The organism is Pseudomonas putida, from assembly GCF_028682395.1.
Taxonomy (GTDB): Bacteria; Pseudomonadota; Gammaproteobacteria; order Pseudomonadales; family Pseudomonadaceae; genus Aquipseudomonas; species Aquipseudomonas putida_AB.
Window position 1 is genome coordinate 1 of sequence record NZ_JANHLC010000003.1, and the last position, 16,447, is coordinate 16,447.

General features: G+C 55.6%; 9 protein-coding genes. All 9 read left to right on the forward strand.

Annotation, left to right across the window (positions count from 1 at the left end):
- Positions 1 to 712 precede the first annotated feature (712 nt).
- The 9 genes from NPS46_RS08290 to pqqF all read left to right on the forward strand — a co-directional run bounded on the left by NPS46_RS08290 (position 713) and on the right by pqqF (position 16,429).
- A complete protein-coding gene (locus NPS46_RS08290) occupies positions 713 to 4,159 on the forward strand; it encodes a class I SAM-dependent DNA methyltransferase (RefSeq protein ID WP_274106057.1) in 3,447 nt (1,148 codons plus the stop codon).
- Positions 4,160 to 4,191: 32 nt separating this feature from the next.
- Entirely contained in the window at positions 4,192 to 5,112 is a 921-nt protein-coding gene (locus NPS46_RS08295) for a restriction endonuclease (protein WP_274106059.1), read from the forward strand.
- Positions 5,113 to 5,308: 196 nt separating this feature from the next.
- Positions 5,309 to 6,253, forward strand: coding sequence for an SIR2 family protein (locus NPS46_RS08300; protein WP_274106060.1), 945 nt, complete (start codon positions 5,309 to 5,311; stop codon positions 6,251 to 6,253).
- Entirely contained in the window at positions 6,250 to 8,013 is a 1,764-nt protein-coding gene (locus NPS46_RS08305; RefSeq protein WP_274106061.1) for an ATP-binding protein, read from the forward strand. Before NPS46_RS08300 ends, NPS46_RS08305 begins: the two co-directional genes overlap by 4 nt.
- Before the next feature lie 39 nt (positions 8,014 to 8,052).
- Entirely contained in the window at positions 8,053 to 9,963 is a 1,911-nt protein-coding gene (locus NPS46_RS08310) for a DUF4365 domain-containing protein (RefSeq protein WP_274106063.1), read from the forward strand.
- 790 nt (positions 9,964 to 10,753) lie between these two features.
- Positions 10,754 to 11,215: an Lrp/AsnC family transcriptional regulator gene (locus tag NPS46_RS08315; RefSeq protein ID WP_274106065.1), complete on the forward strand. Its 462-nt coding sequence runs from the start codon at positions 10,754 to 10,756 to the stop codon at positions 11,213 to 11,215.
- Positions 11,216 to 11,367: 152 nt separating this feature from the next.
- Positions 11,368 to 13,050 (forward strand): flavin monoamine oxidase family protein, encoded by a 1,683-nt coding sequence (locus NPS46_RS08320; protein WP_274106067.1) that lies wholly within the window; start codon positions 11,368 to 11,370, stop codon positions 13,048 to 13,050.
- A 69-nt stretch (positions 13,051 to 13,119) separates the two neighbouring features.
- On the forward strand, positions 13,120 to 13,914 hold the full coding sequence (locus tag NPS46_RS08325) for a carbon-nitrogen hydrolase family protein (RefSeq protein WP_274106069.1): 795 nt from the start codon (positions 13,120 to 13,122) through the stop codon (positions 13,912 to 13,914).
- A gap of 49 nt (positions 13,915 to 13,963) precedes the next feature.
- Complete coding sequence (gene pqqF / locus NPS46_RS08330) at positions 13,964 to 16,429, forward strand: pyrroloquinoline quinone biosynthesis protein PqqF (protein ID WP_274106071.1); 2,466 nt, start codon at positions 13,964 to 13,966, stop codon at positions 16,427 to 16,429.
- The last annotated feature ends 18 nt before the right edge of the window (positions 16,430 to 16,447 follow it).

Genomic DNA, 16,447 nt, shown 5'->3' on the forward strand with positions numbered 1-16,447 from the left:
ATTTAGATACACCGGCTCAGTCAAATGACATCGGCAGCGGGGACAGTTCGGATGGCTTGTCGCATTGGTGATAATTAGTAATCAGCCCTGAGAGCTCGGTAGTCACCACTATCAACTGATAAATGGCCCTGCTATCCCATTGACCTTCGCGCCCTCTTCACTCAGCAAGTACCAAGAGATAGCCGGAATCTTTCCCCCTTTCCCTGATCCGCGCATCAAGCATTTACTTTGGCTCCTAAATTTAGCTAAGCCTGACAAACGCATGACAATGTCCCCACAAATGCCTGACAAATGCCTGACAGCGCATTCGATTCTGACAAATGTCCTGCAAAGGCCTGACAAACACATGACAGCCAGGCAAAAGCAGCAACTCAATAAAAAAATACAGGCACGCCATGGATGTATACACATCCGGTGCCAAAGGGTGCTCCCTTTGAAACCCCAGGCTCTACGAGCCGAGTGTAAAGCTGACACCACGAACACACGCCTCTCCAACCATTCACCTTTGTCGAGGCGTGGACAGGCTGGGCAATTGTGCAAGAGGCTCTTGAACAATTATCCCCCCCAAAGTCTGGAATGGCTCATCCACCTCCTCCGCTTTACGCTACCGATTCACGCACAAGCTCCAAAGGCTCGTTACTCAAAACCAGGCTTAGCTCTTGAACGTACAAGCCGATAGAATCCAAGCTTTTAACGCACTCGGAGCAATACCGTGACGGAACACCTGGACACCTTCCTCAGCCGCTGGAGCAAAGCAGGTGGTACTGAGCGCGCCAACTACCAACTGTTCCTCACTGAACTATGCAGTCTGCTTGACCTACCACTGCCAGAACCCGCCGGCGATGACACCCGCGACAACGCTTATGTGTTTGAGCGCCGTGTAGTCATCAACCAACCGGATGGCTCAAGCAACAATGGCTTTATTGACCTATACAAGCGGGGCAGCTTTGTACTGGAAGCCAAACAAACCGGTAAGACCCTGGACAGCACCGGCTGGGACAAGGCCATGCTCAAAGCCCACAACCAGGCCGACCAGTACGCCCGTGCCCTGCCCCCCGATGAAGGCCGCCCGCCCTTCATCCTGGTCGTAGATGTTGGTCGCAATATTGAGCTGTACGCCGAGTTCAGCCGCTCCGGGGCCACCTACACACCCTATCCGGACGCACGCAGCCATCGCATCCGTCTGGAAGACCTGCGCAAAGAAGAAGTCCGCGAGCGTCTGAGCGCGGTTTGGCTTGACCCGCTCAGCCTAGACCCTGCGCGCCGCTCAGCCAAAGTCACCCGCGAGATTGCGGACCAGCTGGCAAAACTGGCGAAGTCCCTGGAGGCGGTTGGTCATTCCCCACATCTGGTGTCCAGCTTCCTAATGCGCGCACTATTTACCATGTTCGCCGAGGATGTGGGGCTGTTGCCCGCGCGTGGATTCACCGAGCTGCTACTTCGCCTAAAGAACAAGCCCGATACCTTCGCGCCGATGCTCGAACACCTCTGGCAAACCATGAACAGTGGCGGTTTCTCACCGATCCTGGAAAGCACACTGCTGAAGTTCAACGGCGGCCTGTTCGCCGATGCATCTGCAATTGCACTCGACCGCGATCAGATGGATTTGCTGCTGAAGGCTTCCGAAGCCGACTGGCGCTATGTGGAGCCAGCCATCTTTGGCACCTTACTTGAACGTGCACTCAATCCTCGTGAGCGCCATAAGCTGGGTGCGCACTACACCCCTCGCGCCTATGTCGAGCGCCTAGTCCTGCCCACCGTAATCGAACCACTGCGCGCCGAGTGGAAGGAAGTACAAGCCGCAGCGCTGACATATGAGAGCCTGGGAAAGCACAAGGAAGCCGTTGAGGAAGTAAAAGCCTTTCAGCGCCATCTTTGCGATGTGCGCGTACTCGACCCGGCCTGCGGCAGCGGTAACTTCCTTTACGTGACTCTGGAACATATGAAGCGCCTCGAAGGCGAAGTGCTCAACCTGTTAGGTGACTTGGGCCAGACTGGCATGTTGGACACCGAAGGCCTCACCGTCGACCCGCATCAGTTCCTCGGTCTGGAAATCAACCCACGTGCAGCCCGCATTGCCGAGATGGTGCTATGGATCGGCTACCTGCAATGGCACTTCCGCACCCACGGCAAAGTGAACCCTCCCGAGCCGGTACTGCGCGACTTCCACAATATCGAGCATCGAGACGCGCTGATTACATACGACGCTGTGGATTTGGTAACTGACGAAAGCGGTAAACCGCTTACACGCTGGGACGGCGTCACCACCAAGACCAGCCCGATTACCGGCGAGCAGGTTCCAGATGAGTCCGCACAAGTCGAGCAGTACACCTATCGCAACCCACAAAAGGCCGAATGGCCAAAGGCAGACTATATTGTGGGAAATCCTCCGTTTATTGGCAACAAGCGGATGCGAACAGCGCTAGGGGACGGTTACGTGGATGCTGTACGCGATAACTGGCAGGAAGTACCTGACACCTCAGACTTTGTTATGTATTGGTGGGATAAATCTGCAGAGTTGGTACGCAACGGTGAGTTGAAACGCTTTGGATTTATCACCACAAACAGTCTCAAACAAATCTTCAGCCGTAAAGTTTTGGAACATCACCTATCGGCCAAGAACCCCATATGCCTGGCATTTGCCATCCCTGATCATCCCTGGGTAGATGCCGCAGATGGGGCTCAAGTGCGGATCTCCATGACTGTTGGCACTTCTAGTGGCTTGCCCGGCACATTGGCAAAAGTGATTGCCGAAACGGAAGGTGCCGACGATGAGATCGATGTACGATTTGCAACTCGCACCGGCGAAATCCATGCTGACTTGTCGGTGGGTGCTGCTGTCAGTCGAGCCAGACCACTGATCGCGAACAGTGGTATTTGCTTCCAAGGCATGAATCTAGTTGGCAAGGGGTTTCGAGTCGCTGCTGAAGAAATCACAGATTTAGGCTATGACGCAGCTGCGCTACCCGAAGTAATCAAGCCACACTTCAACGCACGCGACCTAATGCAAAATGGCGAACCTTGCTGGGTCATTGATCTGTTTGGGTTGAATGCTGAAGAAGCCCAAGAACAATACCCCAGTCTCTACAACAGATTACTGGCTCGAGTTAAGCCAGAGCGCGACCAGAACAAGCGGGACTCACGCCGTCGTAATTGGTGGCTATTTGGTGAGCCAGTAGGTCGACTACGAAAAGCCTGGGCAGGGTTACCCCGTGTCGTGCTAACGCCTGAAACAGCTAAACATCGTGTGTTCGTTTTTGAGCCTATGCCTTTTTGCCCAGATCACAAACTGTATGCAATCGCCTCTGAGAGCGCTTTTGTGCTCGGCTTACTTTCTTCGCGCATAAGCGCACTTTGGGCGTTAGCTGCAGGAGGTCGGATGGGTGTTGGTAACGATCCAGTTTTTAACAATACCCGTTGCTTTGCAACATTCCCCTCCCCTGATTCTACTCCCGAAAGACAAGTAATAATCCGTGACCTTGCGGAACGTATAGACGCTCACCGAAAACGCCAACAAGCCCAGCACTCTGAGCTAACTCTGACTGGCATGTACAACGTGCTGGAAAAGCTGCGTTCCGGCGAGCCGCTGACACCTAAGGATAAGACCATTCACGAAAAGGGCTTGATCTCCCTGCTGCGCGAACTACACGACGAGCTAGATCGTGGCGTCTTCGCTGCCTACGGTTGGGATGATTTGGCCGAACAACTCGTGGGGAAACCCGGAGCTACCACGCCTCTGCCGAACAAACCCGAAGCACAAGCTGAAGCAGAAGAAGATTTGCTCTACCGCCTTGTGGCATTGAACAGCGAACGCGCTGCCGAGGAAGCCCGCGGCCATATCCGTTGGCTGCGCCCCGAGTACCAAAATCCAAGCGCTGCTATCAAATCGAAACAGAGCGAAGCCGAGTGGGATGACACAACGGATTCCGAGTCAGTCCCTGCCCCCGCAGCCTTCATAGGTAAACTTATCTGGCCCAAACAAATGCGCGAACAGGTCGCCGCCGTGCGTAACGCACTCAGCCAAGGTCCACTCCCTGCCGAAGCACTTGCGGCGCAATTCAAGCGCTCGCCCAAGATCGCTGTACAGGCGGTTCTGGATGCCTTGGAAGAACTGGGTATGGTGCAGCAGGATGCATACCAGTACAGGCTGGCCAGCTGATGTATATCATCAACCCTGCGTCTGGAGTGGCAATGTCCGTCCCAACCTACGACCAGTTCATTGAACCAATCCTCCGCTACCTGGCAGCCACACCCGAAGGTGCAACAGCGCGTGACGCCCATGAAGCCGCTGCCATTGCACTGAACCTTTCGGAATCACAACGCCAACAGCTGATTGCCAGCGGCCAGGCCACGTACAAGAACCGTGCGGGCTGGGCCCATGACCGCCTCAAGCGCGCCGGCTTATCCAGCAGCGCCAAGCGCGGATACTGGAAGCTGACTGACGCTGGCATTACCTATACTGCGCAGCACCCCTACCCTCTGACTGCAGATAAAGTCGAACAGCTCGCCATTGCTTTTATGAATGTAAAACTGAAGAGCCCGACTGACGCCGTCCCTCTCGATGGGCAAGAGCAGCCTGCGCCAGCAGCCAGCTCAGCCACTGTCAGCCCTGACGATCGACTGGATCAGGCTTTGCGTGAACTCCGAGAAGCAACGGCTGCAGACTTACTGGATAGCCTTCTGCAAGTTAGCCCCAATCGCTTTGAAGTAATTGTCCTGGACGTGCTGCATAGCCTTGGTTATGGCGCTAGCCGCAACGATCTGCAGCGCGTCGGTGGCAGCGGTGATGGCGGAATCGACGGAGTGATTTCGCTCGACAAGCTTGGTCTGGAAAAGGTCTACGTCCAAGCCAAACGCTGGCAAGGCACGGTAGGCCGACCAGAGCTGCAAGCCTTTTATGGCGCACTTGCCGGACAAAAAGCCAAACGCGGTGTGTTTATTACCACCTCAGGCTTTACAGCGCAGGCAATCGAATTTGCTCGTTCAGTGGAGGGCATGATACTGGTTGATGGCGTTCGACTGGTCAACTTGATGATGGACCATGAGGTCGGTGTGACATCACGCCTGCTCAAGTTACCGAAGCTGGATAGCGATTACTTCTATGAAGAATGACTACAAATCGGCGAGCTATCGTTTGCAGCTAGTGATTGATCACTCGGTTAGCCATTACTTAGAGAACGATATGCCAGTAATAAACGGTTAAAAAATGGACCTACATACATTGAAGGCTCGCCTACAGGCCCATTTAAGTGATGGGCTTGTCACTATCGTGGGATCCGGGCTTTCTTGTGCAGAGGGCCTGCCTGGTATGGGTGAACTTGCTGATCATCTGCTTACCAATGTTGGTCATGTATTGACAGGCGCTGACGCTGCTGCATGGACGGCAGCAGCGCAGCTTATCACTACTAAGGGTTTGGAAGCAGCGTTACTCGCTGCACCACCCACACCGCCGCTTGAAGCGTCGATATCAGCGGAGACTGGCCGACTTATATCAGAGCGGGAACGCACCGTCGTTTCTGAGGTATTTGCAGGCACTAGGACTCTGCGACTGACACGGTTGCTGGCGCACTTAGTCAAGCCGGCAACAGGCATGACAATCGTAACGACAAACTATGATCGCCTTGTCGAAATTGCTGTCGAGGAAGCGGGCATAGGCGCAGACACAATGTTCGTCGGGCGCTTCGCTGGGCAGCTAAACGAGCGCGAGAGTCAAATGAGCTTCTGCCGCGGAGCCACAGTCAAACCCCGTAGAACAACAGTTTCACTTCAATATCGATCGCGAGCATTGATCTGTAAGCCGCATGGCAGTCTTGATTGGTATGTTCGAGCTGGTCGCCCTGTCTTTTATGCGGGTGACTTACCGGGTGCTACTCGACTAATTATCACTCCCGGCCAGAACAAGTTTAGAAATGGTTATGAAAGCCCATTCGACCTTCATCGCGCGCGAGCTAATGATGCAATTGATCGGGCCAGCCGCTACTTGATTCTTGGCTACGGATTCAATGATGACCATCTGGAAACACACCTGACGCCTGGTATCAAAAGTGGCAAGCCCACTCTGATGCTCACACGTTCCTTGTCTGCCACGGCAAGACAGCTTGCGCTCACGCATGCCAACGTAATTGCACTCGAATACTCGACAGTGGATGGGGCCGAAGGTACCGCCGTTATTGCTGAGAAAAAGGAGTTCTTCTTTCCGAACACCGGAATTTGGGACGTGGATTTATTTGTAACGGAGGTTATGGAGCCATGACTACTACGCCCGCCGCGCTGCAGTTTGCTGATACTGACTTGTTGGGTCGTGTTTCTTCAGTTGATACGAGCCGTGTCGCTATAGACGTATCGAACTCCACACTGCTAACACGAATTGGCATAGGCAATCTCATCGCTATCAAAGGCAGCACTGAACGTGAATTCCTAATCGCCATTGCCGAGCGCGTTACCCGAACGTTGAGCGAAGACCTTCCTGATGAACTCCCTCCTGAGCGTGAGGAGCTGCCTCTAACTGCCGTACCATCAGACACGGTGCGGGGGGCGCTGATTGGAACCTTTCGGACAGTCGATGGGGGCAAGAGCAACACGTTCAAACGAGGGGCTGATAGCTTTCCGCAGATCGATCGAGAGTGTTATGTAATTGAGGCTGCCAATCTTCAACGATTCATGGGCATCCTTGGTGCGGACTACCCTGAAAACGAACGCTTGAAGCTAGGGGTCTTTGTCGCTGACCGCACAGCTGAAGCGATTGTTAGCGGTGACAAATTTTTTCAGCGGCATGCGGCAATTCTGGGTAGCACAGGCTCTGGTAAAAGCTATGCAGTGGCGCTAATTCTGGAGCGCGCAGCTCAACTCAAGTACCCGAATATTATTGTTTTTGATATGCATGGGGAATATGCCCCACTCGCCGATGTACCCAACGGCGGCTTCGCGACACGCCTGCGCATCGCTGGGCCTGGTGATTTGGTAACCCCAAATGACGACGCATTGTTCCTGCCCTACTGGTTGCTAAACCGCGACGAGATGCTGTCGATGATTCTCGACCGTAGCGACCAAAACGCACCGAATCAAGCGTCAAGATTCACGTCTCATGTTCGGGAATTGAAGCAAAAAACCCTTGAAACTGAGGGTCAAGTCGATGTGGCGAAGACTTTTACCGTTGACTCACCAATTCCCTATGCAATCGACGATCTCCTTGCCGTTCTGAACGCAGATAACACTACAAAGGGTGTAGGAAAGAATGGCGCACCAATCATAGGAGAGTGGGAAAACAAGCTGACTCGTTTCATATCAAGAATGGAAGCAAAGCTTGATGACCGCCGCTACGGATTCATGTTCACGCCCCCTGCAGTAGCAAATACGTATGGATGGTTGGCAGCGCAAATCGTCCGACTCCTCGGTGCGGCAGGTGGCCAGGGCATAAAAATCATCGACTTTTCAGAAGTACCTTCTGATGTATTGCCAGTAGTAACTGGAACACTAGCGCGGCTGCTGTACGACGTGCAATTCTGGATGACTGCAGAGAAGCGTACCCCTGTTACTTTGCTTTGTGACGAAGCTCACCTGTACTTACCTGTTCGCGATGATGCTGATGCAGTTCAACGGCAAGCCCTCGGAGCTTTTGAGAGAATTGCGAAAGAAGGGCGAAAGTATGGTTTTTCACTGCTTGTAGTCAGCCAACGCCCCTCAGATGTCAGTCGAACCATTTTGAGTCAGTGCAACAATTTTCTATCGCTTCGGCTCACAAACGATACGGATCAAGGTGTCATCAAACGATTAATGCCTGATTCTCTAGCGGGGCTAACCAGCATTCTTCCCCTACTGGATACAGGCGAGGCGTTGATGCTTGGTGACGCAGTACTTTTACCATCGCGTATCAAACTAGACTTACCGACTATCAAGCCAGATAGCGCAACTCGGGACTTCTGGAAAGACTGGGGCTCCCAAGCTCCTGATGAGGACGCGCTGACAAAAGCAGTTGAGTCATTGAGAAGTCAGACTAGGCATAAAAACAACTGATCCTCTACAACCAAATTCGATCTAATAATTGAGAGACACATGCAGAGACACAGAAATCATGTCCTTGAAGACATGTCAATAACTGGGCTTCGCTCTACACTCCCTGACATGTGGATCATACACAACTATGAAAATGACTATGGCATAGACGTTCAAATTGAAATTTTCGAACCAAACGGAAAAACAACTGGACTGCGTATTTATGGGCAGCTAAAAGCAACAGACAGTACTGAGTACGATGATAAACTGTACTTAGACCGCGAACACTTCGAATACTGGTCGGCACACTCAGACCCTGTATTACTCTTACGTTTCTATGCGCAAACCAAAACCTTTAAATGGTGTTGGATGCATGAAATCGAATGGCATCTGAAACCTGATACGGCCTCAGTTAACGCCAGCAAACATCTAAAACCCTTCAATCCGGCACTCACACCAAAGCAATTTGAAGACCTAGCAAAACTCAGGCGAGAGACGAGATCACAACAGACAGCCTCGCCAACCTCGATATCTATAAAAGTAAAAAACAGTGTAACCACCAGCTTAAAATTGGCAGAAATAATTGGCAAAGAACTAAATGACAGTCTATTTAAAGTTCTAGGCACACCCACTACCCCTTGCCATTTCGACGTGCTCCTAGAAGGAGAAAAGCTCTGCATAACCTATCTCGGGCTTCCAGGTTTTGTTGTCTCGTGTGACGACGTAGATAATCTTGAAAACATTGGCGAAATAGCTATTTTTTTCCTGTTCCTTATTGCTTGCCGGTACGACAAAAGCACTATATCTAAAAGCATATCTCGCCAAGCGCTACCTTCTCTTTTCAAATCAGCAAACGGTCAACTTTTGGCACTGCTTATAGACGGACTTATTTATTCCAACGGGGTACCCCAAGCAATTTCTTCGGTACTTTCACAAGGCATCGCCAAAAGCAAACAAGAAATTTGGGCCATTTTAAATTTCGCAGGCCTGCGTGCGAGCCAAAATTATGGCCAATTAGACTTATGGCAAATTCAATTAAAAGAATGGGCAGACATCCCACCCTACCCGGAAGTGGCTTCCTCAGCAGCTTATAACTATGCAAACTCTATTGCCCATACGGGTCAATGGACGGACGCAACAAAATACTACTTACTTGCTGGAGAGCGAGACCCAGAATACCTTACACGAGAGTATTTCTGGGTAGAATTAGCTGCCGCTCAATTTGAATCAGGGCAAGCAAGCTCAGCTGCAGACTCTTACAGGATGGCATTCAATATAAATCCTGATTCAGAAATCAAGTGGCGACTAGGCGACGCTCTGCTTCACTCAGGCCAATACGAATCGGCTCTTAACCTCCTTAAAAGTGCAACTAATGAAACCGAAAATCTCAAATCATACGTTTCACTTATAGCGATGCTTTGCGACGAAATAGTATCAAGATGGGGAATAAAGGGGCAAACCATAATACCCATCGAGGACTCGCTTCAAGATAAGCTAGTACGCCTCGCCATTACAAAAAATACTGAAACTACAATTAAAAACCTTCAGCCATTTCTTGAGCTTAATGCGATTGATCCACTTACATCTTTTAATTGCGGCCACTACGCGCTGAGTTCTGGACAACCAAATATTGCAATCTATCGCTTCCTCACATGCGCACTCAGACAGACAGACGATGCAGAAGCTTGGTCACTTGCAATTGCCGCCGCACTCCAAGATGGAGAAACGCAGATTCTCGCCCTGCTGATAGAAACAGCTTACTTCCATGTAGGAGAAAAACTGCTCAGCACAATTTTTGAGGCAATTTCACCTCCACCAGATATGCCTGAAGAGCTTCATGGTGAGTTCCAAGAAAGTATAGTAGAGCTAATTAGATCCTTGGACAAATCTGAAAAAAAACCTATTACATTCAGAGTTAACGGAGTTGACATAAACGAAATGGCCAACAGCTACCCTGATCAAAATATATAAAAATATATGTATCACGCCCATCTATAGAGCGGCTCACGCCCTATCGTTGACAGCTGTACACCTGCAGGGTTTAAGTTCTGATCAAGGGTTTCCGTACCTGATGGGGGAATACAGCTGACCGAAGCGGACACAGCAGTGATTCGCTTCAGCCACTTGCGCAACAAACCAGGTGAACGAACAAAACCTCGGCTCATTCTTGACCGTGGACTTCTTGATTGAGCAAGCGATCAGTACAGTAGCGGTACATTGCCCAGCTTCTACCCATTTCGCCAAATTACGCTCAACACCAGTGTTTACGCTACTTCCAACTATCTGTACCTATATTAAACTACGAACGATTTCTCTGGGCTTGCAGCGTTTCTAGGCAACTCATAATCCTTTGGTCCACGGTTCAAGTCCGTGTGGGCCCACCACATTAAAAGCCGCGCATTGCGCGGCTTTTCTACGCTCAGGGTTCGCCCTTGCGGCCCGATGGCGCCTTGCTCATACGCAGTCATGAGGCCGCCCCCTCTATAGCCTCTCAAACTCGCCTGCTCCTGATGTTTCAGCACTGAGAAATCAGGTGCGTTGCTCTTGGCCTTTTCGTAGCTGATTTCAAAGGCCATATTCGGCAGCTCAAGAACTTATCACCCCACCGCAATGTGTCTTGATGCAGTAGCGTATGAGCGCAGTACCCGCCTATCAGAAAACGAGCGTTCTTTTGAGGTTATCGAACGACCGGCCATACTCGCCCATCAGACGGTGCTGCCTGTAAGATCGCGGGCTGTCCAGCCCATACCGGAGTTGCACCGTGTCCACCAACCGCCCCCCTGCCCTTGATGAAGTCGACCGGCAGCTCATCGCCGCCCTGCAGATCAATGCCCGGGAAAGCGTGGCCATGCTCGCGCGGCAATTGGGCATTGCCCGAACCACGGTGACTTCACGCCTGGCGCGCCTGGAAAAGAGCAAGGCCATTACCGGCTACGGGGTGCGGCTGGGCCAACGGGTGGTCGACGGCGGCCTGCAGGCGTACGTCGGGATCACCGTGCAGCCGCGCTCCGGCAAGGAGGTCGTGCGCAAGCTCAGCGCCATGGCACAGATCCAGCAGCTGTGCGCGGTCAGCGGTGAGTTCGACTATGTCGCCTGGCTACGCAGCGACTCGCCGGAACAGCTGGACCAGTTGCTGGACCAGATCGGCAGTGTCGAGGGCGTGGAGAAGACCACGACTTCTATCATTCTCAGTAGCAAGGTCGATCGCGGTCAGCCGGTCTGAACGCAACCTCGCATCACTAAGCAAACAACCATCGTCACTTTGTTCAAAATTAATACAAAACGACGACAATTTGCGCCTTATTAACGTTTTCGCGGTTACCTACACTATCGGCAGTCTCATTTTCCTTATCCCGCCTGCCTGCAAGGTCCGCCATGAACAAGAACAATCGTCATCCTGCCGACGGCAAGAAACCGATCACCATTTTCGGCCCGGACTTTCCGTTCGCCTTTGACGACTGGATCGAGCACCCCGCCGGCCTGGGCAGCATTCCCGCCGAGCAGCACGGCCAGGAAGTCGCCATTGTCGGTGCCGGTATCGCCGGCCTCGTCGCCGCCTACGAGCTGATGAAGCTGGGCCTCAAGCCGGTGGTCTACGAGGCCTCGAAAATGGGTGGCCGCCTGCGCTCCCAAGCCTTCGAAGGCGCCGAGGGGGTGATTGCGGAACTGGGGGGCATGCGCTTCCCGGTATCGTCCACGGCCTTCTATCACTATGTCGACAAACTCGGCCTGCAGACCAAGCCCTTCCCGAACCCGCTGACGCCCGCTTCCGGTAGCACCGTGATCGACCTCGAAGGCGAGACCTTCTACGCCCAGACCCTGGCCGACCTGCCCGCGCTGTTCCAGGAGGTCGCCGATGCCTGGGCCGACGCGCTGGAGGCCGGCTCGCAATTCGCCGATATTCAGCAGGCCATTCGCGACCGCGATGTGCCCCGCCTCAAGGCGCTGTGGAACACCCTGGTACCGCTGTGGGACGACCGCACCTTCTACGACTTTGTCGCCACCTCCAAGGCGTTTGCCAAACTGTCGTTCCAGCACCGGGAAGTCTTCGGCCAGGTGGGGTTCGGCACCGGCGGCTGGGACTCGGACTTTCCTAATTCGATGCTGGAAATCTTCCGCGTGGTCATGACCAATTGCGACGACCACCAGCATCTGGTGGTCGGTGGCGTCGAGCAGGTCCCCCTGGGCATCTGGCGCCATGTGCCCGAGCGTTGCGCACACTGGCCCGCGGGCACCAGCCTGAGCGGCCTGCACCACGGCGCACCGCGTACCGGCGCCAAGCGCATTGCCCGTGGCGCCGATGGCCGCTTCGAAGTGACCGATAACTGGGGCGACACCCGCCAATACGCCGCGGTGCTGGTCACCTGCCAGAGCTGGCTGTTGACCACCCAGATCGACTGCGAAGAATCGTTGTTCTCGCAAAAGATGTGGATGGCCCTGGATCGCACGCGCTACATGCAGTCCTCGAAGACCTTCGTCATGGTCGACCGGCCTTTCTGGAAGGACAAGGACCCGCAAACCGGTCGCGACCTGATGAGTATGACCCTGACCGATCGTTTGACCCGTGGCACCTACCTGTTCGATAACGGTGACGATAAACCGGGGGTCATCTGCCTGTCCTACTCGTGGATGAGCGACGCGCTGAAGATGCTTCCGCAACCCATCGACAAGCGCGTGAAACTGGCCCTGGATGCCTTGAAGAAGATCTATCCCAAGGTCGATATCGCCGCACGCATCATTGGTGATCCGATCACCGTTTCCTGGGAAGCCGACCCGCATTTCCTCGGCGCGTTCAAGGGCGCTCTACCTGGCCATTACCGCTACAACCAGCGCATGTACGCGCACTTTATGCAGCAGGATTTGCCGGCGCAGCAAAAGGGCATCTTTATCGCTGGTGATGACGTGTCCTGGACCCCGGCCTGGGTCGAAGGTGCCGTACAGACCTCGCTCAATGCGGTGTGGGGCATCATGACTCACTTCGGTGGCCAATCCCCCGCCGAGAACCCTGGGCCGGGCGATGTGTTCGAGGCCATTGGCCCCATCGCGCTTGCCGACTAGTATCGCGCCATATCCGCTTGCCCCAGCGTTCGGGGCGAGCGGTCAAGCCGCCTGTAAAGGAGCCCGCCAGTGCGCCTAGCCCTGTACCAATGCCCGCCACTACCGCTGGATATCGACGCCAATCTGCAACGCCTGCAGGACGCTCTCGAGCAAAGCGCCGGCAGCGATCTGCTGGTGCTGCCGGAGATGTTCCTGACCGGTTACAACATTGGCCACGAGGCCGTGAATCGGCTGGCCCAGGCCCGGGATGGCAGCGCGGCACAACGCATTGCCACAATGGCCAGGACAGCCGGTATCGCCATCGCCTATGGCTACCCGGAGCGCGGCCAGGACGGCGCCCTCTACAATGCCGTACAGGTCTTCGATGCCCAGGGTCGTAGCCTGTGCAACTACCGCAAGACCCACCTGTTCGGCGAACTGGACCGTGGCATGTTCAGCCCGGGGGCAGATGATTTCCCGGTGTTCGAACTCAATGGCTGGAAGCTCGGCGTACTGATCTGCTACGACCTGGAGTTCCCGGAAAATACCCGGCGCCTGGCCTTGGCCGGGGCCGATCTGATTCTCGTACCCACCGCCAATATGCGGCCCTATGAATTTATCGCCGAGCTCACCGTCCGGGTTCGCGCCCATGAAAACCAGTGCTATGTGGCTTATGCCAACTACTGCGGCCATGAAGGTTCTATCCACTACTGCGGCCTGAGCAGCATCGCCGCGCCGGACGGCAGTTGCCTTGCCCAGGCCCAACAGGATACCGCCCTGACGTATGGCACCTTGGATCGCCAGCTGCTGGAACGTTCGCGGGCTACGACCTCCTATCTGCCGGACCGACGCCCGGCGCTGTATCGCCGCCTTGGCGAGGACTGACTGCGCGTTATCCGCTAGCATAAGCACTTAATTTGTAACGGAAGTGCTTATGTCTGCGCCGACCAACCTCACCCCCGAATGGGTCACTTTGGCCAACGGGCTACGGGTTTCCTTACGCCATGCGCCGCGCCTCAAGCGCTGCGCCGCGACACTGCGCGTAACGGCGGGCAGCCATAATGTGCCGCGGGCCTGGCCAGGGCTCGCGCACTTTCTCGAACACCTGTTCTTTCTCGGCACCGAGCGCTTCCCCGCCGCCGATGGGCTGATGGCCTATGTGCAACGCCATGGCGGCCAGATCAATGCGAGCACTCGTGAGCGCAGTACCGACTTCTTCTTTGAACTCGCCCCCCAGACCTTCGCCGAAGGCCTGCAACGCCTGGGTGATATGCTCGCCCGGCCGCGCCTGGCACTGGCCGATCAACTGCGTGAGCGGGAAGTGCTGCACGCCGAGTTTCTCGCCTGGTCCCGGGATCCTGCCGCCCAGCGGCAGTTTGCCCTGTTCGCCGGCCTGAACCCCGAACACCCGCTGCGGGCCTTCCACGCCGGTAATCGCTATAGCCTGCCGGTGCCCAACCCGGCCTTCCAAAGCGCCCTGCGCCGGTTCTACCAGGACCACTATCACACCGGGCAAATGACCTTGAGCCTGGCCGGCCCCCAGCCGCTCGCCGAACTGAAAAGCCTGGCCGAAGCCTTCGCCAGCGATTTCGCCAGTGGCCCGCAACGGCCTCACGCGTTGCCTCCCACCTTGGGCAACGGCCAATCGACGGTTTACCGGACCAGCGATACACAGGCTACAAGCCTACTTTTCAGCCTTGAATCGCTGGCCCAAGGCGCACCCCAGGCCCTGGATTTTCTCTGTACCTGGCTCAACTCCCCCCATCCTGGCGGTTTGCTGGATGCCTTGCGCCAGCAGCAGTGGGCCGACAACCTGAATGCTTCGACGCCCTATCAGTTCGCCGGACAGGCCTTGCTGCAAATCGACCTCAGCGGTGGCGCCCAGCGCACCCAGGCGCTGGACGGACTCAACGCGCTGCTGCTCGACTGGCTGGCATTCTTCCAGGCCGAATACGCCGCAGCCGCCCTCAGTGAAGAGTATTCGCGACTCCAGACACGTCGAGAGCAGGTCAGCAGTGCCTTGGCGTTGTCCCGTCGCGACAGCGAGCACGTGCTCTGGGAACTGACAACCCAAGGCGAAACGGCGCTCCAGGCGATTCTGCGCCAATTGCATCCCAAGGCTGCCGAACCCAGCCTCCACGCCTGGCAACTGCCACCGGCCAACCCGTTTCTATGCCCCGTGACGCCAGCGGCAAGCCCTGGCCTGATTCGCGGGCAGACCAGCGCCCACCGGGGCTTGCGGACCTTTGCCCAGGACCGCCTGCAAAAACGCCGCGACAGCTCGGCCATGGTCTTCAGCCAGGCCTTGGGTGAAGACCGCGAGGAAGGCGCGATCTATCTGAATTGGCGGTTTGAGACCGCGCCTGGTGCGCAGGCCTTCCAGGCACTGACACAGCGCCTGGGCTATCTGCGCGAGCAGGCGCAGCAGGCCGGTGTCGAACTGACATTCGAAGCCACAGGCAACCAGTGGCTAGTCAGAACCTGCGGCGTCCATGAGCCCATGCCGCGCATTCTTGAACAGGCCGTGAGCCTGTTGAACGCCCCCCTGAGCGCGAGCGAGTCACTCGCGCGGCCCTCTCCCAGCGCCAGGCAGATCCCTCTTCGCGAGTTGCTCAAGGCGCTGCCTGCTGTCCACCTGCAATGTGCCAACGCACGCCCCGCACACGCGCTGAGCGCGGACCTTGCGCTATGGTCGAGTGCCGTGTGGGAAGGCTTGGCAATTGGCCTGCCCGCTCCGTGTCAAAGCGCGCTGGCCAACCCTCTCAAGCAGCTTCCCGGGCAGCCTCGAACCGAATCGTCTGCACCGCCATCGCTCGGCGCAAGGCACTTGTGGCATGCCATCACCGACGACTCCGCCGAACAGGCCCTGCTGTTGTTCTGTCCGGTGCCGAGCGCTCATCTGGCGGATGAAGCGGCGTGGCGCCTGCTCGGCCAACTTGGCCAGGCACCGTTCTATCAACGCCTGCGCGGCGAGCTGCAATTGGGCTATGGCGTATTCAGTGGTGTGCGCCAGCTCAGTGGCCACATCGGCCTGCTGTTCGGCGTGCAATCCCCCCAAGCGCGTCACACAGAAATCCTGGAACATCTGCGGGACTTTATCGAGCGCCTGCCGACGCTGATCGAAGCGCTGTCGCCTGCCGAATGGCAAGCCCGCTGCGAAGCACTTGCCGCGCAGTTCGACACGCACGCCATGCCCACTGCGACCGCTGCCGAGCTGCTTTGGCAGGCTCGGCTGGCCGGCCATCCGGCAGATTATCTCGCCAGCCTGCGCCGCGAAGTACTCGGGCTCACGCCCTCGCAACTGCACCAGGCCGCCCGCCAACTACGCGACGCCGAGGCTGGCCGGCTCTGCCTGGCCAACGCCCCGATGCCCGGCACGCCCTGGCAGGCCGCCCAATGATCATGACCCTGATTGCAA